Annotated in this window: 18 protein-coding genes and 1 tRNA gene; all 19 read right to left on the reverse strand. The window is 63.9% G+C overall.

Features of this window, described 5'->3' with window-relative positions; all coding sequences use genetic code 11:
- Positions 1–91 precede the first annotated feature (91 nt).
- The 19 genes from gdhA to DXD16_RS03285 all read right to left on the reverse strand — a co-directional run bounded on the left by gdhA (position 92) and on the right by DXD16_RS03285 (position 21,270).
- Complete coding sequence (gene gdhA / locus DXD16_RS03200) at positions 92–1,447, reverse strand: NADP-specific glutamate dehydrogenase (RefSeq protein WP_117655097.1); 1,356 nt, start codon at positions 1,445–1,447, stop codon at positions 92–94.
- A gap of 257 nt (positions 1,448–1,704) precedes the next feature.
- Positions 1,705–1,923, reverse strand: a complete 219-nt coding sequence (locus tag DXD16_RS03205) for a putative Se/S carrier-like protein (protein WP_035138363.1) — start codon at positions 1,921–1,923, stop codon at positions 1,705–1,707.
- A 192-nt stretch (positions 1,924–2,115) separates the two neighbouring features.
- On the reverse strand, positions 2,116–2,748 hold the full coding sequence (locus DXD16_RS03210) for a molybdenum cofactor guanylyltransferase (protein WP_158551528.1): 633 nt from the start codon (positions 2,746–2,748) through the stop codon (positions 2,116–2,118).
- 154 nt (positions 2,749–2,902) lie between these two features.
- A tRNA-Sec gene (locus tag DXD16_RS10285) sits at positions 2,903–2,999 on the reverse strand.
- 36 nt (positions 3,000–3,035) lie between these two features.
- Complete coding sequence (selB, locus tag DXD16_RS03215; protein ID WP_117655100.1) at positions 3,036–5,003, reverse strand: selenocysteine-specific translation elongation factor; 1,968 nt, start codon at positions 5,001–5,003, stop codon at positions 3,036–3,038.
- The gene (gene selA, locus DXD16_RS03220) at positions 5,000–6,457 is read right to left on the reverse strand and encodes an L-seryl-tRNA(Sec) selenium transferase (RefSeq protein ID WP_199408078.1); all 1,458 of its coding nucleotides are present in this window, start codon (positions 6,455–6,457) and stop codon (positions 5,000–5,002) included. Before selA ends, selB begins: the two co-directional genes overlap by 4 nt.
- A 52-nt stretch (positions 6,458–6,509) precedes the next feature.
- Entirely contained in the window at positions 6,510–8,627 is a 2,118-nt protein-coding gene (locus DXD16_RS03225) for a molybdopterin-dependent oxidoreductase (RefSeq protein WP_158551531.1), read from the reverse strand.
- A 122-nt stretch (positions 8,628–8,749) separates the two neighbouring features.
- The gene (locus tag DXD16_RS03230; RefSeq protein ID WP_117655158.1) at positions 8,750–9,589 is read right to left on the reverse strand and encodes a formate/nitrite transporter family protein; all 840 of its coding nucleotides are present in this window, start codon (positions 9,587–9,589) and stop codon (positions 8,750–8,752) included.
- A gap of 39 nt (positions 9,590–9,628) precedes the next feature.
- Positions 9,629–10,132, reverse strand: a complete 504-nt coding sequence (hycI, locus tag DXD16_RS03235; RefSeq protein WP_117655102.1) for a hydrogenase maturation peptidase HycI — start codon at positions 10,130–10,132, stop codon at positions 9,629–9,631.
- Complete coding sequence (locus tag DXD16_RS03240) at positions 10,132–10,713, reverse strand: formate hydrogenlyase maturation HycH family protein (RefSeq protein WP_117655103.1); 582 nt, start codon at positions 10,711–10,713, stop codon at positions 10,132–10,134. Before DXD16_RS03240 ends, hycI begins: the two co-directional genes overlap by 1 nt.
- Positions 10,714–11,496 (reverse strand): NADH-quinone oxidoreductase subunit B family protein, encoded by a 783-nt coding sequence (locus tag DXD16_RS03245; RefSeq protein ID WP_022095195.1) that lies wholly within the window; start codon positions 11,494–11,496, stop codon positions 10,714–10,716.
- 2 nt (positions 11,497–11,498) lie between these two features.
- Positions 11,499–12,215 carry a formate hydrogenlyase complex iron-sulfur subunit gene (locus tag DXD16_RS03250; protein WP_117655104.1) on the reverse strand — a complete coding sequence of 239 codons (717 nt, stop codon included), beginning with the start codon at positions 12,213–12,215 and terminating at the stop codon, positions 11,499–11,501.
- Position 12,216: 1 nt separating this feature from the next.
- Complete coding sequence (locus DXD16_RS03255; RefSeq protein WP_117655105.1) at positions 12,217–13,989, reverse strand: NADH-quinone oxidoreductase subunit C; 1,773 nt, start codon at positions 13,987–13,989, stop codon at positions 12,217–12,219.
- A gap of 4 nt (positions 13,990–13,993) precedes the next feature.
- Positions 13,994–15,559, reverse strand: a complete 1,566-nt coding sequence (locus tag DXD16_RS03260) for a hydrogenase 4 subunit F (RefSeq protein ID WP_099431575.1) — start codon at positions 15,557–15,559, stop codon at positions 13,994–13,996.
- Positions 15,560–15,562: 3 nt separating this feature from the next.
- Complete coding sequence (gene hyfE, locus DXD16_RS03265; RefSeq protein ID WP_099431574.1) at positions 15,563–16,216, reverse strand: hydrogenase 4 membrane subunit; 654 nt, start codon at positions 16,214–16,216, stop codon at positions 15,563–15,565.
- A 10-nt stretch (positions 16,217–16,226) separates the two neighbouring features.
- Positions 16,227–17,684, reverse strand: coding sequence for a hydrogenase 4 subunit D (locus DXD16_RS03270; protein ID WP_117655106.1), 1,458 nt, complete (start codon positions 17,682–17,684; stop codon positions 16,227–16,229).
- A gap of 16 nt (positions 17,685–17,700) precedes the next feature.
- Positions 17,701–18,624 carry a respiratory chain complex I subunit 1 family protein gene (locus tag DXD16_RS03275; RefSeq protein WP_006234113.1) on the reverse strand — a complete coding sequence of 308 codons (924 nt, stop codon included), beginning with the start codon at positions 18,622–18,624 and terminating at the stop codon, positions 17,701–17,703.
- 17 nt (positions 18,625–18,641) lie between these two features.
- Positions 18,642–20,660: a hydrogenase 4 subunit B gene (gene hyfB / locus DXD16_RS03280; protein WP_099431573.1), complete on the reverse strand. Its 2,019-nt coding sequence runs from the start codon at positions 20,658–20,660 to the stop codon at positions 18,642–18,644.
- Entirely contained in the window at positions 20,653–21,270 is a 618-nt protein-coding gene (locus DXD16_RS03285; RefSeq protein WP_022095203.1) for a 4Fe-4S dicluster domain-containing protein, read from the reverse strand. Before DXD16_RS03285 ends, hyfB begins: the two co-directional genes overlap by 8 nt.
- Between the last annotated feature and the right edge of the window lie 32 nt (positions 21,271–21,302).

The raw sequence follows: 21,302 nt of genomic DNA on the forward strand, positions 1-21,302 counted from the left end.
TCCACCGCAAGTTATGAGGAGTCCTCCGGGATAGAAAAGGCTCCCAGCCAAGATGACTGGGAGCCTCATCAGTTGCTATGTCGAGCTGGATTTAGCAGACGCCCTGGGCGAGCATGGCGTCGGCGACCTTCAGGAAGCCGGCGATGTTGGCGCCCATGACAAAGTTGCCCTCCTGGCCATACTCCTTGGCGGTGTCGTCCACGTTGTGGAACATGCCGCGCATGAGCTGCTCGAGCTTGCCGTCAACCTCCTCGAAGGTCCAGGACAGGTGCTCGGCGTTCTGGCTCATCTCCAGGCCAGACACGAGCACGCCGCCGGCGTTGGCAGCCTTACCGGGCATAAAGGCGACGCCGTTCTCCTGGAAGTAGGTCGTGGCCTCGATGGTCGTGGGCATGTTTGCGCCCTCGCCGACCACCTTGCAGCCGTTGGCGACGAGCGCCTGGGCGTCCTCGAGCAGCAGCGTGTTCTCGCGAGCACAGGGCAGCGCGATGTCGCAGGGCAGCTGCCACACACCGCGGCCGTCGCCCTCGTGCCACACGGCGTTGGGCTTCTCGTCAACGTACATGGCGAGCGTGACGCCCTTGTCGTGGCCGGAGCGCTTCTTGTTGTAGACGTGCTCGAGCACAGAGTAGTCGATGCCGTCGGGATCCTCGACCCAGCCGTGGGTATCGGAGCAGGCCAGCACCTTGCCGCCGAGCTGCGCGACCTTCTGGACGGCGTAGATGGCGACGTTGCCGGAACCGTGAACGACGACGTTCTTGCCCTCGAAGGAATCGCCGCGGCTCTTGAGGTACTCGTCCACAAAGTAGACCAGGCCGTAGCCGGTGGCCTCGGTACGGGCGAGCGAGCCGCCAAAGGAGAGGCCCTTGCCGGTGAGGACGCCGGTCCACTCGTTGGTCAGGCGCTTGTACTGACCGAACAGGTAGGCAACCTCGCGGCCGCCAACGCCCAGGTCGCCGGCGGGAACGTCGGTGTTGGGGCCGATGTGGCGATAGAGCTCGGTCATGAAGGACTGGCAGAAGTGCATGATCTCGTTGTTGGACTTGCCCTTGGGGTCAAAGTCGGAGCCGCCCTTGCCGCCGCCCATGGGAAGGGTGGTCAGGCTGTTCTTGAGGATCTGCTCCAGGCCCAGGAACTTAAGCATGCCCAGGGTGACCGTCGGGTTAAAGCGCAGGCCGCCCTTGTAGGGTCCAATGGCAGAGTTGAACTCGACGCGGTAGCCGCGGTTGACCTGGACCTTGCCCTGGTCGTCGACCCAGGGAACACGGAACATGACGATGCGCTCGGGCTCGACGAGGCGCTCAAGCAGGGCGGCCTCCTCGTACTCGGGGTGGGCGTCGAGCGCCGGCTGGATGGTGCCGAGGATCTCGGTCGCGGCCTGGATGAACTCAGGCTGCTCGGGATAGCGGGCCTTGAGCTCGTCGAGAACTTTCTGCGTGTAGCTCATGCTTCCTCCAATGATGGGAAACGAAAAATGTCGGTCGCGGCACCCTATGCACCGCGAACTTTATCGAGTATGGATAATATCGCACTGTTGCAGCAAAGTTTCGCATAAGCCGACGAGCAGATGTTTCGTTTTGATTACGATGCAGGTAGAAGCGTTTTTAAGCACCAGACGTGCAAAACCCGTGTTTCAAACCTGTTTCGTCTACGTGTTCCAAACCACCACATTGAGGGCAGGCACCTTTGTGGTGGTGCTGGCGGTTAGAGGACGAGCTGATGATAGTCGGCGGGGGTTATGCGGCCTTCGGTGGCAGCGCGGAAGGCGGCGAGCGCATCGCCCGAGAACGGCATGGCCCAGCACAGGCCGCAGCCGGCGGTGATGGAGCCGGGCAGCGGCATGATGCGCCCGGGCACACCGGCGGCAAGGCACAGCTGCTCGCATTCCATCACATCGAAGGTACTGTCGAACGATACGATGATCTTGCGCTCGCGATCGGGGGCATCACTGGACGGGCCTTCGCGGTGTGCCTCACGATACGCCGCGGCGGCCGCTTCCTCTTCCGCGGTATGTCAACAGCCACCGCAACCGCAGGTACAGGGTTCGGACCCGCCGCAAGTGCAAGGCTCTCCCGTGTCGGGGCAAATATCGTGAGACATGGCATCTCCCATCGTCTAGGCGAGTAACTCGGCCGCCGCAAACTCCTCGGGCGTATTGACGTTCTCGAAGCAGAGCGTCGAGCCCGCGGCCTTAACAATCTGCGGCTCATCCATATAACCAGCCTGAACGCGATTGATCAGGCAGCGAATGCGCTGGCGGTCGCAGGCGAGCAGCTCGTGGGCAACCGGCGCACACGCGTCACAGCGCCAGACGGCGCAAAGCGGCTCAATCCCCCGCTCCTCGCGCGGCACGCACACATCGAGCGCCTCGGCCTCAACACGATCGGCAAGCGCGCCGATCAGTTCCGGCGAGACAAACGGCATGTCGCAGGCGACGATCGCCACGAGCGGCAATCGGGCCGCGGCCAACGAGCTCGCGATGCCGCGCATGGCACCGGCGGGACCGTCGACGTCCATCACCACGCGGGGGCGCAGGCCATCAAACATAAGTTCCTCAAGATAGGCAAGCTCGCTGGGACGCGAAGTCGTCACGACCAACTCGCCGGCAACTGGCGCCAGCCGACCCAGCACGCGCTCGATGAGAGGCTCGCCGCAAAACGCCATGCGCGCCTTATCGCAGCCCATACGCGACGACAACCCGCCCGCCTGGACGACGCAAGAAAGATCGGCACGTCTTACGGTAGTCATACGGCAAACCACCTCCATCGGCATGCTCGAAACCCGGTGCACGAAGCTAAATACAGCCGCCGAAATAGCGACACTACGAAAAGCTCGCGCAAAAACAAAACAGCGCCTTTGCGGCACGCAGCAAGACCGCGAGCACAAAAGCGCTGGTAGCGTATGGCGGGAACGTATGTGAATCGAACACATCCAAGACGTTTTGCACGCCTCGCAACGGTTTTGAGGACCGCGGAGCCCACCGGAGCCCATCCGTTCCCAAGTGCGCCGGTATTTTACCAAACAGAGCAGCCAATCTAGCGCAGGGAGCGCAGGCCGCCGGCTTCCTTGTCGAGCACCGTAAAGCGCACGGCATCCAGGTGCTCCAAGATGCTGATGGCGCGCTTGCGCGACACACCTAAGGCCTCGCGCAGCACACTCGTGGTAGCAGCGCCACCAGCAGCCTCGATAGCGGCAGCGACGAGCTCACGCGCGCGGTCCTCAGCGGCTGCAGACAGGGCCACATCGCGCTCGACCTTCACAATCGAGCGGTTGAGCGAAAGCTCGCGCAGGGCTCGCGTCATGGTGTCGCGATCGAGCTGCAACTGCTCGCCAACCTCGGGCAGCGTCGGCGCATCGAGGCCAGCTTCGTCCAGCAAGGAAACGATGCGCTCGCAGGCCTCGCGCACCACACGCGCCGCAGCGGCGGCGGAGTGTGGGTCGAACACCTCAGCGCCCTCGGAGGCACACACGCCACGCGAGCAGCCCTCGGAAATCAGGGCTGCGGCAACATTATCGTCAGCGGTAGGCCACGCAGCATGGGCAACGGCGCCGGGCGTAAAGCCCGTCTCCTTGGGAGCCGCCGCGTGCATGGCTGACAGGGTCGCCGCCAGTGCATCCATCGCGGCATCGAGCACCACGGCGTCCGCCAAGAGGTCCGCATCACCCACGGCAAGCTTGCGAACGGAGCCCTGCGCCACCAACCCGCGCAGTGCGGCATCGACCTCGCCGACTCCAAGATCCAAAGTCTCGGCAACATCAATCGCCGTAACCGGCAGCGTCTGCAACGCCAGCCAAGCGCCCACACTGCCCGCGATATCGCCGGACTCGAGCGCCGCGTACAGCGAACGCTCCCCTTCGGCAAGCTCGCGCGAGCGACGGCAGCGCGAAAGCAGCACGCGCCCGCCGCCGATAAGCATCACGGGCGAATAGGACAGCACCACGGCATGATCCCCGGCACGTAGCGGCAGCGAGTTTTCCAAGCGCACCTGAACAATACGGGTCTCGCCCACCGCCATGGGGGCCTCGCCCTCCATGAACATGATGCGACCGACAACCTCGGCCGTACCCGCCATCACATGCACGCGCGCGCCCGACTCGAGCACGCGCGGCTTGGCACCCTCGCGGCCCAGGTAAGTGAACACCATCATAAAGCGCATCGTCTGGCCAAAGCGACCCTGCACGCCGAGCATCTCTCCGCGATCGAGCGCGGCGACGGCATCGCCCACCAAGTTGAGCGCCACACGCTGACCGGACAATGCCCGCGGCGTATCGCCATGCACCTGAATCCCGCGCACGCGACAGACCGTACGCGACGGCAGCGCGACGAGCTCTTCGCCCACCGCAACCGGCGCATCGTGCAGCGTTCCCGTCACGACGGTGCCGACACCCTTAATCGTAAAGCAGCGGTCGATGGGCAGACGCGGCGCGGCATCGCTCCGATCGGAACGGTCGCGGCAGGCGTCCCAGCAAGCGGCAACCTGCTCGTCGAGCACCGCAAGCAGCCCGTCGATCCCCGCGCCCGTCTTAGACGACACGGGCACAATCGGCGCGCCCGCAAACACGGTACCCGACAAAAAGTCATCGACATCGAGCTCGGCAAGCTCGGTCATCTCGGCGTCGGCCAGGTCGCACATCGTCAGCGCCACCACCATATGCGTAACGCCCAGCAGCTCCAGCACATGCACGTGCTCGCGGGTCTGCGGCATTACACCCTCAACGGCAGAGACCACCAGCACGGCCACGTCGATGCCCGTGGCACCCTGCACCATAGCGCGCAAGTAATGCGCGTGGCCCGGCACGTCGACCAGGCCGACAATCTTGCCACTCGGCAGCGCCAGCTCGCCAAAGCCCAGCTCCACGGTCATACCGCGGCGGCGCTCAACCTCCAGACGGTCGGGATTCTTGCCGGTCAGCGCCTCGATCAGTGCCGACTTACCGTGGTCGACGTGGCCCGCCGTGCCAACGATAACGGGACACTCCACCAGCGCTTGAACCTCACTCATCGTGCGACCGCCTTCTCAACGCAAGCGACGAGCGTCGATGCCGCCGTCTCGATATCGCGGTCGCCCACGAGCGTGCGTACATCAAACAGAATGCGGTCGTGCGAGGTGCGCGTGACGACCGGCGTATCGAAGTCTTGGACGAGCGAGCGCTTGAGCGCATCGACGGACAGGCGCCCGTCGACCGGGCAGACGGCCACGCACATCGTGGGCAGCTCCACGGTGGGCAGCGAGCCACCGCCGGGGGTCGACGACTCCTCGACGATTTCCACCTGAACGGCGCACGGGCAACCCGCCTTATCGAGGCCGGCGACCATACGATCGTGCAGCTTGCGGGCACGACGCTTCAGATGAGCCTGCGGCAGCGTAAGCATGCTGAGCACCGGAATATCGCGATGGGCAACATCGGCGCCGTCCATGTAGATACGCAGCGTGGCCTCGAGCGCCGACAGAGCCAGTTTGCCTGGACGCAGAGCGCGCATGAGCGGATGTGCGCCGCAGGCCTGGACCAGATCGCGACGGCCCATGATAATGCCCGCCTGTGCGGCACCGAGCAGCTTATCGCCCGAGCATGACACCAGATCGAGCCCTGCCGAAACCGAAGCCGGCGTGGTTTCTTCGCCGCCGCGCACCAAGATGTCGTCAGGCAACAGCGCCCCCGAGCCCTGATCTTCATAGAACAGCAGGCCGTGCTTGTGGGCCAGGGCGGCAAGCTCCCGAGAACCCACCTCCTCGTGGAAACCCTCGATGCGATAGTTAGAAGGATGGACCTTGAGGATCATCGCCGTATCGGGCGTGATGGCACGTTCGTAGTCGCAAAAATGCGTGCGGTTGGTAGCGCCGACCTCGACGAGTTTGGCGCCCGAAGCCGCCATGACGTCGGGGATGCGGAAGCTGCCGCCGATCTCGACAAGCTCGCCGCGGCTGACGATAACCTCTTTGCCTGCGGCATGGGTCGCCAGCACCAGCAGCACCGCGGCGGCGTTGTTGTTGACGACCAGCGCATCCTCGGCACCGGTGAGTGAGTGGATCAGCTGCGCGGCGTGCTCCTTGCGCGACCCGCGCGAGCAGGTGTCCACACTGTACTCGAGCGTGCTGTACCCACGTGCGACCTCGGCCACGGCCTTTGCCGCCGACTCCGCGAGCGGGGCACGACCCAAGTTGGTATGGATGACCACACCCGTGGCGTTGACGGCAGGGCGCAGGCTCGGCAGTGCGGAGCGATGCGCACGCCACTCGATGGCCGAGGCCAGCTCGCGCTTAGAGCGCGGGGCAGCACCGGCACGAATCGCGGCGCGCTCCTCGTCGAGTTCGGCCGTCACAGCAGCATGGGCCACCGCGTCGCAGGTCTCCCCCGCCGCCTTCACCACCGGCCACTCGGCAAGCAGCTCGTTGACGGAAGGAATGGCGCGCAAGCGGGCGCGCACCTCATCGGACATGTTCTGGCTATCGCTCATGTGCGGCCTTTCAAAAGAAACGTGGATCAGTCGAATACATCAGCTGAGTCAATTACTCGTCATTATCCCCGCGCGCGACAATCTTTTCCACGCGAACGGCGTTTTCCTGGGTGAGCGCGGCACCCGTCAACGGGTCCCAACGTAACGGCGTATGGTCGAGCGGGCCCACGCCCAAGGCTTGAGCGCCACCGGCATCGGCGCCAAACGAACGCCCACCGGGGGCGGCCGAGGTGAAGATGCACGCCGGATGCAGATACGGCGTCGTCTCCACGCGCACGCGGTCGCGGCCCATATCGCTCACGAGTTCGACGATCTCGCCGCCGGCGATGCCCATGTGCGCAGCAGCATCGGCATTCATCTGCACGGCATCCAGGTCCGACCCAGCCTCGGCGGCACCTTGGGCCGCGAGCCTTCGCGAGGTATGCGACTCAAAGGGACGGTTACCGCTAATGAGGCGAAACATCCCCGGGCCCGGCTCCACCATGGGAGCGATCCAGTTGGGTACACGACCCAGGCCGGCTCGTTCCCATACGTCGCTTGCCAGCGCAATTTTGCCGCCATCCAAGGGAATCGCTGGCTCGCCCGTACGCGACGGCAACGCAACGCCCGTGTCGGCCCAGCCGCGCTCCTTGAGCTCGTCCAGATTGATCCCAAAAGGCGCCACCTGAGCAGCCGCCAGATCGTCAGACGTAAACTGGAAGTACTCGCCCACGCCACACGCCTGCGCCAAACCGGCAAAGATCTCCCGACCGGGACGCGTGTCGTTATGCAACACGGGCAGCACGGCGTTGCGGTAGAACACGCGCGAATCATTGGCGCCCACGACCGTGCCCACGCCACGGTCGGCCTCCAGATACGTCACGTCGGGCAGCACGAAGTCAGAAGCACGCGCTGTCTCGGACCAGCGAATATCAATTGTCACGAGCAGGTCGAGCTGTTCCAGAATCGATAGCCACGCCCCGGCGTTGCCATAGCCCGCACCGGGGTTACTGGCATAGACGATGAGCCCACGCAAATCGCCGGCAAGAATCGACTGACCGATGGTCGTGCACAGGCCGCGCACCGGATCGACCAGTGGATAGCGCTCGGACCCAAGCTTGGGCTCGCGCGGCACCGGCGGCGTCGCAAAGCGTGCGGGATCGAGGTCGCCCAACACAAGCGGCGTGGGCGGGTTGAGGGCACCGCCCGCGTGCCCGATGCAGCCCAGCAGCACATCGACCAGGCAGATAGCGCGCGCCGTCTGGATGCTGTTGGCATACGCGATACCGATGCCGCCATGAAAGCCCGCATCCACCACAGCGGCAGGCGCGGCGGCAGCGAGATCGCGCGCCGTGGCGACAATCTCTGCGGCCGGCACGTCGCACATCGACTCGGCCCACTCGGGCGTCCAAGCACGGGCCGCCTGCGCCAGCTCGTCAAAACCCGTGGTATAGCGGGTCACGAACTCGTGGTCATACAGGTCCTCGGCAATCAAGACATGCGCAATGCCCAGCAGCAAGGCCAGGTCGCAGCCCGGACGCACGCGCAGCCAGCGGTCGGCAAGTGCGGCCGAGCCGCTGCGCCGGGGGTCGACCACGATAATCTTCGCCCCACGGCGACGGGCATCGTTGAGCGCATCAACAGCCCCCATCGTCGACGAATCGACGATGGAACGCCCCAGATACATGATGCAATCGGTATGCGCCAGGTCGGAGGCGGGGCTGTAACCCAGGCTGTGCTCCCAGCCGGTGAGACGGCTTACCTCGCAGGCACCGTCGGCACCGTATACGTTGGGCGAGCCCAGCGCATGCATAAAGCGATAGGCCCAGTAGCGGTCGAACGAAGGCACGCCGAGCGTCATGCCCAGCGCACGGGGGCCACGTTCGTCAACAATCCCCAAAAGACGCTCGGCAATCTGGGCAAACGCTTCGTCCCACGAAATCGCATCGAACCCCGAGCCATCAGCTCGTCGGCGCATGGGGTGCACAATGCGATCGCGCTCGTCAAACGGCATAGACAGGCGATGCCGACCGCGGGCGCACAGGGCACGCGCCGCGCACGGATGCCCCACAACCGGCAGCTCGGCCACCACGCGACCGTCCTCAACGCGTGCCGCAAAGGCGCAATCGGCATAGCATCCCCCGCATGTAGTCACCACGGCGCGACCGTCACGCTTCACAGCAGATGCCATCTCGATTACCCCTTTCATCAGCCAAACACAACAGGCCAAAAGCCCGGCAACGAGTCCCAGGCCAAAAAAGCCTCCCGCACGGCAACGCCCCGCGGGAGGCCCAACGTCAAACAGACGGTACCTTACGCCTCGGACTTCTTGGCGTAGATAAACCAGTAGCCAAGCGCGACCAGAACCGCGCCGCCCACGATGTTGCCCAGCGTAGCGGCGGACAGGTTAAACGCAATGCCCGCGGCGTTGAGCGCATCGGCGCCGGCGACCTTGGCACCATAACCGAACGCGTGCATCACGGCGCCCATGGGCAAAAAGTACATGTTGGCGACGCAGTGCTCAAAACCGCAGGCCACAAAGGCGGCGATGGGCAGCAGAATGCCCACAACCTTATCGACCACGGTCTTGCCGGCGGTACCGATCCACACGGCCAGGCACACAAAGATGTTGCACAGGATACCGCGGAAGAAGATCGTCACCCAGTCGATCGTCACCTTGCCGGCGGCGACGCTCACCATGGAATTGGCGACCGCCTCGCCGTTGAGCTTGTAAATGCCGGCCATGTACACCAAAAAGACGATGAACAGGGCACCGACAAAGTTACCGACCCATACGACGACCCAAGCCTTGAGCATCTGAGCCAGGGTGATCTTTTTACTCTTGAGCGCGCAGACCATAAGCGAGTTACCGGTAAACAGCTCGGCGCCGCACACCAGCACGAGCACCAGGCCCAGGCAAAAGCACAGGCCGCCCACGACGCGCTGGGCACCCCAGGCCAGCGTGCTGTCGCTCAAAAACACAGTAAAGAACAGGCCGCCGAAGGCGATGAACGCGCCGGCGAACATTGCCAACAGAAAGGCCTTAGCGACCGGCAGGTTGGCCTTGGTCACGCCGGCGGCCTCGGTCTTGGCCTCGATCGCGGCGGGTGCCAGGCAATCGGGAGCGGGATATTCTGCCTTGGAATCTGCCATGTCAATCACTTCTTTCCTAATCAGCAGGGACAAGTGAACCTATTGCTCTTGCCCCAAGCGGACAAAGTGGGAAAAGTCGTTGGCGGCCACGGCGTCGTACACGGCGTCGACGGCGTCAAAGACTTCCGGGGACATGGGGTTATAGAACTCCGTGTCGCCCTGCTGAATCCCGACGAAGACGATATCATCGCACGATTGCTCAATCTCTTCGATCAGAATCGACAAGGGAAGCGAATGCGTGGTGAACATCGACTTGCGGGCCACATCGCGCTTGTCGAGCAAACGGATGGACCCGACGGGCAGCGCCATGTCGGCAGCATCGACCAAGACCAGACGCGGCGGACGCTCGCGCTTGACCTCGATGATGTCGTCCTCGGGTGTCTGACCGCCATCGATGGTGTACCAGCCGGCAAGCGGCGCGTCCTCCATCTTTTTGGAGAGCACAGGGCCGGCGGCATCGTCGGCACGCAGCACGCTTCCCGCCGTGAGCACAATGCCCGCAAACGGGGCGCCGTTCACACGTCCATCCACAACGCGACCCATTACTGCAACCTCCCCGTCAGATACACGCCCGACACATCGCGCACGCGCTCCACCAGATCGCGAAACTTCATTAAGAACGCGACCTGCTGGGCATGCAGGCCAAAGTCGTCGTCGAACACCGAGATGCCGGCCTTGGCCGAACCGCGAAAACCGCGCTCGTCGAGCAGCGTGTCGCAGGCCTCGAGCAGCGACGGTACCGCCGCCTTGTCGAGCTGGCACTCACCAAAGGAGCGGATGGCCTCAAACTTGGTTTTGGCCTCCCCCTCCGGCAGCGCGTCGATAAGCGTATAGAACACATCCACCGGCACCGACAGGCGCGGCTCAAAGCAGTCGAGCACGCCAGTGTGGTGGCCCACGGCGAGTGTGTAGTACAGCACGTCGCAGGCCTCCTGGGGAACGTCTTCCTCGGTCTCCACAAACTTACGCGTGAGCTCGTAAAAGACCACCTGGTCGGGCGCATGGTCCAGGCAAGGGTCGGCGACGCCCTCGGCAGCCTCGTCGCTTGCGCGCGAGGCATCGCCAAAGGAGCCACCGAGCATACCGGGGCCCGCAAAGTAACCAGAGCGGTCCGTGAGTTCCATCTAGCGACCCCCGGCCAGCACCAGATCCTGCAGCGCCGAGTAGACCTCAACGCGGCGAGGATCATCTTGCTTGTCGATGAGCAGCGCCATGGCACCGCGGATATCGCCCTTGGGTGCGCCCTCGAGCGTATCCATAAACTCGTTGGCCAGGTCGCGGCCGTAACGGTAGCCGCTCATGGCGCGAGCCTCGCGCTCGATGGCAACGCGCAGCTTGTACGGCACGCCGGGGTGCAGGATATCGGCCTGCTCGCCGGCGGCCTCCACCGTGGTCTCGGCATGGAGCTTTTGGTCCAGCAGACCGAGCGCCATGGCAAAGCCGTAGATGGTCTGCGCGGGGCTGGGCGGGCAGCCGGGGATGTAGACATCGACCGGCAAGATTTTGTCCGTGCCGCCCCAGACGCAGTAGTTGTCGTAGAAGATGCCGCCGGTGCAGCCGCACGCGCCATAGGACACCACGATCTTGGGATCGGGCGCGGCCTCAAAGGCGCGCAGAGCCGGCATGCGCATGGCACGCGTCACGGCGCCGGTGTACAGCAGCACATCGGCGTGGCGGGGCGAGGGCACGACCTTGATGCCAAAACGCTCGACGTCGAAGACGGGCGTGATGGAACCGAAGATCTCGATCTCGCAACCGTTGCAGCCACCGCAGTCAACACGGTAGACGTACACCGAGCGCTTGATCTTCTTAAGAAGGGTCGCCTTGGCCTTCTCGATGCTCTCGTCGAGCTCGATCTTGGTCGGGCGGTACTGGAGCCGCTCGGGCAAAAGCGTGGGTTCGGCCATGGTTACTCCTCCTTCGTTTCAAAATCCATGATGATGCCCTCGACCGGCGCCGGACCGGCGGGAATCTTGGGCGCATCGGGGTTGAGCTCGCGGTCGATATACTCCGGGTTCACGCCGTGGCCGCCCAGATACTCCATGCCGGGGCCCTGGGGCTCACCGGACGCAAGCGTCTCGTTGGCAGCCATGCCGCGCGCGTTGCCGGTCTTTACGGCCGAGGCGGCGCGCAGGGCGTCGAGCTCGCGCTTGCACTCCTGGCACATACCGACGGTACGGGCAGCCTGCTCGGCCTCCATGCCGCCGGCCTTTTGCAGCAGGCGCTTAGCGTAGTCGATCTCCTTGTGCGGGGCAAACGGCTTGCCGCAACGCGAGCAGTGCTCGAGCGTATAGACGCTCTTGCTGGTGAGGTCGTCCTTGCTCATGACGGCCAGCTCAAACTCCTCGGTAAGCTTGATGGCCTCCATGGGGCAGGCTTCCTCACAGCGGCCGCAGAAGATGCAGCGACCGTAGTCGATCGACCAGGTGATGGTATCGGCCGCAAGGTCGGTGTCCATGCGAATGGCATCGGCCGGGCACGCCACGCCGCAGGCACCGCAGGCGATGCAGAGCTCCGCGTTGTGCTCGGGCTTGCCGCGCATGTCCTTGTTGGTGGGGAACGGCGCAAACGGGTACTTGACCGTCGCGTCGCCGGCCTTGGCGTTGACCTTCCAAAGCTTCAGCATATTAGAGCGCCTCCTCATCGAGCGGAGCGGCCATGGTGCCCTCGCCCGCAAGCGGCGACTTGTCGCGCCAGACGTTCTCGAACTGCTCCTTGTCGAGCACATGGTCGCGCTTGGCGGCGACGTCGGTCACCGTCACGCGGTCGGTGCAGGAGTAGCACGGGTCGAGCGAACCGACGATCAGCGCCGCGTCGCCCACGGTGTTGCCGCGGAACATGTAGCGCAGGACCGGCCAGTTGCTGTACGTGGCGGCCTTGGCGCGCCAGCGGTAGCACTTCTGGTTGTTGCCGAGCATGGCCCAGTGCACGTCCTCGCCGCGCGGCGCCTCGGTGGCACCGATGGCGTACTTGTGCGGGGTGTACTCCCAATCCGTGGTGAGGATGGGGCCCGACGGGCAGTTCTCGAGCATGGTCTCGATCATGTCGATCGAATCGTAGACCTCCTGGATGCGAACGGCGGTACGGCCGAAGGCATCGCAGGTGTCGGCCGTAGCGGCGTGCATCTTTTGGACATCCGGATCGGCGTAGCCGTCGAAGGGATGGTCAAAGCGCACGTCGCGGGCATAGCCCGAGCCACGCATGAGCGGGCCGACCGGCGAGAAGTCGCGTGCGATCTTGCGGTCCAAGATGCCGATGCCACTCGTACGCTCAATGAAGTTGGGCGTCGAGAGCAAAACGTCGACGAGCTCCTGAACCTCGGAGCGCAGCTGGTGGATGGTCGTGAGCGTGGAGAGCTTCTGCTCGGCCAAAATGTCGCGACGCACGCCGCCGATCACGTTGAGACCGTAGGTCTTGCGGTGACCGGAGAGCTTCTCGGCCAGGTCCATGGACTTCTCGCGGACGCGGAAGAACTGCTGGAAGCCGGAGTCGAAGCCCGTGTAGTGCGACGCCAGGCCAATGTTGAGCAGATGCGAGTGCAGACGCTCGACCTCAAGCATGATGGCGCGGATGTACTGGGCGCGCGGCGGAACATGAATGCCCTGAGCGCGCTCGACGGCCTCGGCATAGGCCACCGAGTGGGCGCAGCCGCAGATGCCGCAGATGCGGTCGGCGAGGAACGTCACGGCGTCATAGTTCAGGCGCGTCTCGGCAACCTTCTCCATGCCGCGGTGCACGTAGAACAGACGGTAGTCGGCGTCGACGATCGTCTCGCCCTCAACGAACAGGCGGAAGTGGCCGGGCTCGTCAGAGGTGATGTGCAACGGGCCCATGGGGACGAGTGTGGTCTCCTTGCCCTTGGTATCGGCCAAGAACTCGTAGTTTTCCATGTCGCTCGCGGGAGCGGGACGGAAGCGGTAGTCCATGGAGTCCTTGCGCAGCGGGTACAGGCCGCTGGGCCAGTCATCGGGCAGTACCAGGCGGCGACGGTCGGGCAAACCCTCGGGGATCAGGCCGAACATGTCGCGCAGCTCGCGCTCGCCCCACACGCAGGCGGGGACGAACGGCGTCACGGACGGGAACGTCATCTTGGCGGGATCGACCTCGGTGCGCACGGTAACCCAGCCGGGGTCCTCCCCCTCCATGGAGATGACGTAGTACATGGCGTAACGGCCGCACAGGCTGCGCTCGTCGTTGCCGACAATCACAGGAATCCAGCCGTAGCGCTCGTAATACAGGTAGTGGACGGCCTCGGGCAGACGGTCCAGCTTGACGGTGATCGTCAGCTGGTCCTCGCACTGCCATTCGACCTTCTCGATAGCGCCCGGCACTGCAGCGCGCAGGGCCTCGACGTGGCTTTCGCAGCGACGAGCGTAGTCCTTCTTTTCAGGTTCTGCCATGGTGCTAATTCACCTCACTTGTCTTGGTCTGGGAACTGAACACCATGCGGTAGAGAGGGGCCTCGTGGAGCTCTTCGACGCTCTGGTTCAAAACGACGGACGTTGCATCCTCGACGCCGCTCGTGATGGCGACCGGGGTGGCGATACCGAACCACATGACCACGATCGCGAGGGCGATCTCGGGGATGATCATGAGGGCGGGCACCTCGTGGCGCTTCATGCCCTCGGGCGCCTTGCCGAAGATGGACTTGAGCGCGATGCCGGTAAGGGCGAAGTACACGCCGGTGAGGCCGATGGCCACGAGCACGACCACCCAGATGGGACCGGACTGAACGCCGGCCACGAAGGTGAGGAACTCGGAGATGAACAGGGCGAACGGCGGGAAGGCGGCGAGCGCGAGCAGGGCGATGATGGTGAGCGCTGCCGTGACGGGAGCGATCTCGACGACGCCCTTGATCTTGTTCAGGTCGCGGGTGTGGTAGATGTGCTGGATGTTACCGGCCATGCAGAAGGCGAGCGCCTTCGTGAAGCCGTGGAAGATGCAGTGCAGCAGGCAGGCGGCGATACCGAGCGGGCCACCGATACCCAGGCACAGCGCGACCACGCCGACGTTGTCGACGGAGGAGTACGCGAAGCGGCGCTTGATATCGTCCTGCTTGAAGATGCACAGGGCAGCCACCAGGATGGACAGCGTGCCCAGGATGAGCAGGAGCGTTCGCGGATAGGTGTCGCCCACCGTGATGATGGACAGGGAGTAGAAGCGGATGATCACCAGCATGGCGCACTTGAGCAGCACGCCCGAGAGCAGCGCGGAGACCGGGCTCGGAGCCTGGGAGTGCGCGTCGGGCAGCCAGGTGTGCATGGGGAACAGGCCCGCCTTGGTGCCGAAGCCGATGACGATGAACGCGAACGCGAGGCGCACGAGCATCGGGTCGAACTGGTCGGCGTAGGGCATGATGGAGGTGAGGAAGGCGGCCTCATGCGCGTTGGGCATGATATCGGCGGCGTTCGCGTAGATGAGCAGCGTGCCGAACAGGCCGAAGGCCACACCGGCGGTGCAGACCATCGCGTACTTCCAAGACGCCTCGAGCGCCTGCTTGTTCTTGTAGATGCCCACGAGGAACACGGTCGACAGCGTAGTGGCCTCGACCGCCGCCCAGGTGAGGATGATGTTGTTGGACAGGCAGGCGAGCAGCATCGTGAAGACGAACAGGCTGAACAGCGCGTAGTACTGCTTGGTGCGCTCGGCCGGCATGGTCTTCTCCTCGATATCGATCTTGATATAGGAGATGGAGTACACGCCGGTGATGAACCCGATGATGCCTACCAGAAGGACGAAGATCGACGAGAGCGAATCGAGATGGAGCCACAGGCCCAAAGCGTCGATATTCTGCCCGCTCGAGAGCATGGTTCCCGCGGTGACGACCGAAAGGACAAGGGTCGCCGCGACGGAGATGGTGTTGAGCCCCGCGAAGACGTTGTAGGACGTCGTCTTGGGGAGCGCAGCCATAATCAGGGAGAACACGAGAGGACAAGCGAGCAGGGCGACCGTCAGCATTGAAACATCCATGGCCTACCCCTTCAATTCGGTCAGGTCGTGGGAGTCGAGCGACTTGGTGTCGTTCCAAATCCTCACGACGACGGCGGACATGATGATGACGGCGAAGATGGCGTCGGTGGCGATGCCGATCTCGATGATCTCGGGGGCCGTGGGCGCGAGCAGAGCGAGCGTCACGTGGCTACCGTTCTCCATAAGGCAGTACCCGAAGATCTGCTTGAGGATGTTGCGCTGGGAGATGATGCACGTGAGGCCGACGAAGAAGTGCGCGAAGCTGATGGCGAGGGCCGGAGTGGCCACCTCGGCGGTGGGCAGGCTCAGGCGCGTGACCACCGCGAAGCAGACGGCCACCTCCAGACCGGTGAGGATGATGGTCCAGGCCGGCTTGATGGAGGAGGTCAGCGTGCTATCGGCAGGCGAACCCATCTTCTTGTAGGCACGGTTGAGAATGAACGGAACGAGGATCACCTTGGTGACGAAGGCCGACGCGGCCCACATGAGAAGCTCGGTGGCACCGGTGGTGAGGCCCAGGGTGAGCAGCACGCCCACCAGGACAACCGACTGGATCGCGTACCACTTGATGGCGGACGGGATGGTCTTCGAGACGACCACCATGGTGGAGGTCACGATCAGAAGACCGCCCAGGATATTGACTAACGAATAACCCATGTCCTACCTCCTAACCCATCCAACTAGAGGACAGAGGACCGGCGACGACGACCATGATCATGAGGACGACGAACACGAACGCCATGGCGCGCGGAAGGGGCTGGCCGGCGGCCACGGTCTCGCTCGGCTCACCGGGCAGGACCTTACCCATCCAACGCAGGAACCATGCGAAGGTGGCGACGGTCTCGACGACCATGACGCACACGAGGACAAAGATGACCGTGTTGGTAGCACCAACCGCGAAGCCACCGGAAATGATCTGGAACTTGGAAAAGAACGTGCTCATGGGGGGCACGCCGGCGATAGCGGTCGCGGCGACCGCAAAGCCCACGCCCGTGACCGGGTACTTCTTCATGAGGCCCTGGATCTTGGGCAGCATACGGGTTCCCAGCGTGAAGCTGAGAGAGCCAGCGATGAGGAAGAACAGGGTCTTGGTGAACGCGTGGTTAAAGATGTGCTCGACGGCGCCGTTAAACGCCATCTGGCTTCCGAACACGGAGAGGCCCAGGCCAAAGAACACGTAGGCGAGCTGCGCGATCGTCGAGAAGGCGAGCAGGCGCTTCATATCCTTCTGGGGCAGGTACATGAGGAAGCCGAAGAGCATGGTCACGACGGCGTCGATGATGGCGAACCAACCGACGATCTCGGGGATATCGCCGGCGCTCGCAAGAGCGCGGGCGAACACGCACACGCCGACCTTAACCATGGACGCGCCATGAAGGTAGGCGGAAACGGGCGTGGGGGCCTCCATTGCGGAGGGCAGCCACATGTAGAGCGGGAACTGGGCGGACTTGGCCCAAGCAGCGAACAGGATGAGCAGCAGCACGACGGTCTTCATACCGGAATCGAGCTGGGAGATCGCGCTCAGCGCGAACGTGCCGGTTCCGGCGAACAGGAAGGCCGCGCCGATGTAGAGTCCCAGAGCGCCGATATGGGTGATGATGAGCGCCTTCATACCGGCCTTCTTGGCCGTGGGCGTCATGTAGTAGCTGATGAGGCCCCAGGAGCACACACCGGTGATCTCGAAGAAAACGAGCTGGCCGACGATGGTGGAGCTGTAGGCGAGACCGGCCATGGCGCCGATGAACGTGGAGAAGTACACGTAGAAGCGACGACGGGGCGCGTCGGGATGCTCCTTATTCTTATCGCTCATGTACGGGAACGAATAGATGACGACGAGCAGGCCGATAGCGACGAACGCGGGTGCGAGCAGCGTGCTCATCCGGTCGAATATGAAGCCCATGACCAAGGTCTGGCCCATACTCGCCCAGGTTACATCGACCGCGTTCATGCCGTTTCCGGCAAACGTCGCGGCCAAGCCAACGGAAGCGACCGTGGCGATGCCGCCGGCAAAGGCGCAGATCCATTTAGCGTAGGGACGCGGCAGCATGACGATGAGCAGGGAGCCCAGCATGGGGACGGCGATCGCCACCATGGCAAAGAGGGACAAGCTCGATTCGATTGACATAGTTTCTCCCTTCTCCCTACACGCCTACGACGACGAAGACGAACGCGAGGACCGCGATGCCGACGACGGCCCAGGTCTGGTTACCGAGCACCTTGAAGCGCGAACGGGAAACGGAGTTCTCGAGCACGCCGCAGACGACGAAATCGACCAGGCACTTGACGAGGAAGACGACGGCGCCCACGAGAGCGGTGACGCCGATGGTCGCGGGCTCTCCCCAGGGGATGAAGATGGAGGTGAACCAAGCGACGACCACGACCTGCTTCATGCCCATGGCGAGCTTCATCATGGCCAGGGACGGGCCGGAGAGCTCAGCGAGCGGGCCCTCCTGGAGCTCCTGCTCGGCTTCGGCCTGATCGAACGGAAGCTTGCCGAGCTCCATGTAACAGGCGGCCGCGAAGGCGACGCCGGCGAGGATAACGGCGACGACGCTCGAGACGTTGCCCGTAACGATGTGCTGACCCATGGTCGCAATGTCCGTGGAGCCGCACACGATGGCGACGGTGAACAGCGCGATGAGCATGGACGGCTCGATGAGCACGCTCATGAGGAGCTCGCGGATACCGCCGAAGCCCGCGTAGGCGTTGGAGGAATCCACGCCGGACAGCGCGAAGAAGAAGCGGGACAGCGCGAGCGCGTACATGATGGTGATGGCGTCACCAAAGACGGGCATGGGGCTCTGGAGCGTGAACATGGGCAGGCCCATGGCGAGCATAAACGACACCGCGAGGAACAGCGGCGGCATGATGCGCAGCACGAAGCTCGAGTCGGAACTCACGGACTCGGGACGCGCCATGAGCTTCGCGAGGTCCCGGTAATCCTGAAGGATGGACGGACCGCGGCGATTGTGCATCTTCGCGCGAATCACACGGGCGAGGCCGGAGAAGAAGGGCGCGACCAGCATGACCACGAGGCCCTGCGCCATCGCAAGAACGATGTTCATAATATCCTCTCCCCTCTCTAGACCATGACCACGGCGAGCACGAGGAAGACCACGAGCGCCGCGACGATGTAGCAGATGTATACGGAGTAGTTGCCGCCCTCGATCTTGGAGGCGAGGCCGGCCAGCTTGTCGGCACCCTCGCTCGGTGCATCGACCAGGAAACGGTCGGGCAGGGGCTCGACGCCCTGGGCGACACCGGTGAGCTTCTGGAACACGTGCGCGATGGACCAGCAGATCTTGGTGCATACCTCGCGCAGGGTGTAGAGCGGGCCCATGAAGAGTTCGACGTCGGACGCGAAGCTCGTGGCGACGACGGGCATGTGCTCGTTGGGCTCGTAGCCGCACGCCCAAGGGTCGGTCTTCTTAGCGGGGGCCTTGGCGCCGAGGCAGGACCTCAGCGCGAACGCGAGGCCGGTGAGGACCACGAGCGCGATGGCGATCGCGGGGGTGGAGGTGGCGGCACCGGAAATCTCGTTCACGAGAGACACGCCCGAGGTGGCTGTGACGGCGGAGCCGGCAAGCACGCTCTGGGCGACGTCGCCCAGAACCGGGGCGATGACCGGGGAGCCGATTCCCAGTACCACGCAGATGGCCGCGAGGAGCATCTGCGAGAACAACATCGGAGCCGGGGACTCCTTGGCGTTCGCGGCCTCCTGGGAACGAGGGCTGCTCGCGAACGAGACGCCGTAGGCCTTCACGAAGCACGTGACGGCCAGGGCACCGGTGATGGCGAGGGCGGCCGCGGAGGCGACGGCGAACACCATGACGACCGGGTCGGAGAGCGTCGAGATGTTGAACAGGGACTGGTAGGTGAACCACTCGGAAACGAAGCCGTTGAGCGGCGGGATGGCCGAGATGGCAAGGGCACCGATGAGGAAGCAGACGGCCGTGACCGGCATGCGGCGGAACAGACCGCCCATCTTCTCCATGTTGCGCGTACCCGTGGCATAGAGCAGGGAGCCCGCGCCGAGGAACAGCTCGCCCTTGAACATGGCGTGGTTGAGCGTGTGGTAGAGGGCGGCCATGAGCGCGATCGTCGCGATGACGTCGTTGCCCAGGGCGTGCGCCGTCATGGACGCGCCGACACCGAGCAAGATGATGCCGATGTTCTCGACGGAGTGATAGGCAAGCAGGCGCTTGATGTCGTGCTCGTGGAGGGCGTAGACGACACCCAGGACCGACGAGATGGATCCGAAGACCAGGACCATGAGGCCCCACCAGAGCTGGACGCCCGAACCCGCGAGCAGGTCGAGACCGACCTTGAGGATTCCCAGGATGCCGATCTTGATCATGCCGCCGGACATGAGGGCGGACACGTTGGACGGCGCCTCGGGGTGCGCCTGGGGCAGCCAGGAGTGCAGCGGGATGATACCGGCCTTCGCGCCAAATCCGAAGAACGCGAGGACGAAGCACGCGGAGGAGACGGCGGGTCCAAAGTCATGCGTACGGAAATCACTGAAGCTGAAGGAACCGCCCACGCCGTTGGTCATGAGCAGGAAGCTCGCCATGATGAGAACGAAGCCCACGTGCGCGATGACGAAGTAGAGCCAACCGCCCCTAATGGAGTTCTTGTTCTCCTCGATAACGACAAGGAAGTAGCTCGTAAGGGACATGAGCTCAAAGGCGACCAGGAACCAGAACACGTTGTCGGCGGTGATGACGAGCATCATCGAGGCGACGAAGGTGTTCATAAAGAAGCCGGCGCGCCCGACCTTGCCCGGGTACTCGTCGAAGTAGGACAGACCGTAGATGAAGCCCGCAAAGGCGAGAATCGAGATGAGGACCACGATCAGGCCCGCAAGGCCGTTGAGCAAGAGCTCGAGACGGGCGAACGGGAAGAAGAAGACCGTGTTGAGGGACGAAACGTCGCCAAGCACGGCCTCGAGGCCCGCGATGAACGAAAGCACCGCGGCGACGGCGCCGATAAGGCAGCCGGCGGTCTTGGCGGCGTTATCGGCCTTGATCAGCAGAACCGAGGCGAGCGCACCGATGCACGAGACGGCAAGCGATGCGATAAACAGCGTCATGCTATCCATTGTTTACGCTCCCTTCTGCTTTCTCGGACAGGCCCTGGGCCACAGCGGTAACGTCGACGACCGGACCGTTTTCGATCGAGCGCAGGCGCTTGGCCTCGTCGAGCTCGCGATCGGCCGCGCCGCCCATGACGGTCAGCGCCTTGGTGGGGCACGCCGCCACACAATGCGGGCCGTCCGGATCGAAGGCGCACAGGTCGCACTTGACAGCGCAGGTGTACTGGCCGGGAGCCCACGTAAGAAGGCTGCTCAGGGACTTAGGATACGAAGGCGTCGGGTCGCACATGCCTGCGACACCGGCGATAGACGTGCCATCGGGGTGGATGGCTCCGAAGGGGCACGCGATGGCGCACAGCCTGCACCCGATGCACTCCTGCTCCTTGACGTGGATGCGATCGCCATCGTGCTCGATGGCATTCACCGGGCAGACCTCGGCGCAGGGGGCACCCTCGCAATGGTGGCAGGCAAGGGCGGCCGAAATACCGCCGGTCTTCACGAGCGCCAGGCGCGGCGTATCCTGAAGACCCTGCATCCGGTGGGCGTCGGCACAGGCGGACTGGCATGTTCCGCAGCCGATGCACCTCTCCGGGTTGATGTCGATGAAGCGGTTCATCCCCACTTCCTTTCAAAATAACGGGCCGGGCT

It is taken from the genome of Collinsella sp. TF11-5AC (genome assembly GCF_003436775.1).
GTDB lineage: Bacteria > Actinomycetota > Coriobacteriia > Coriobacteriales > Coriobacteriaceae > Collinsella.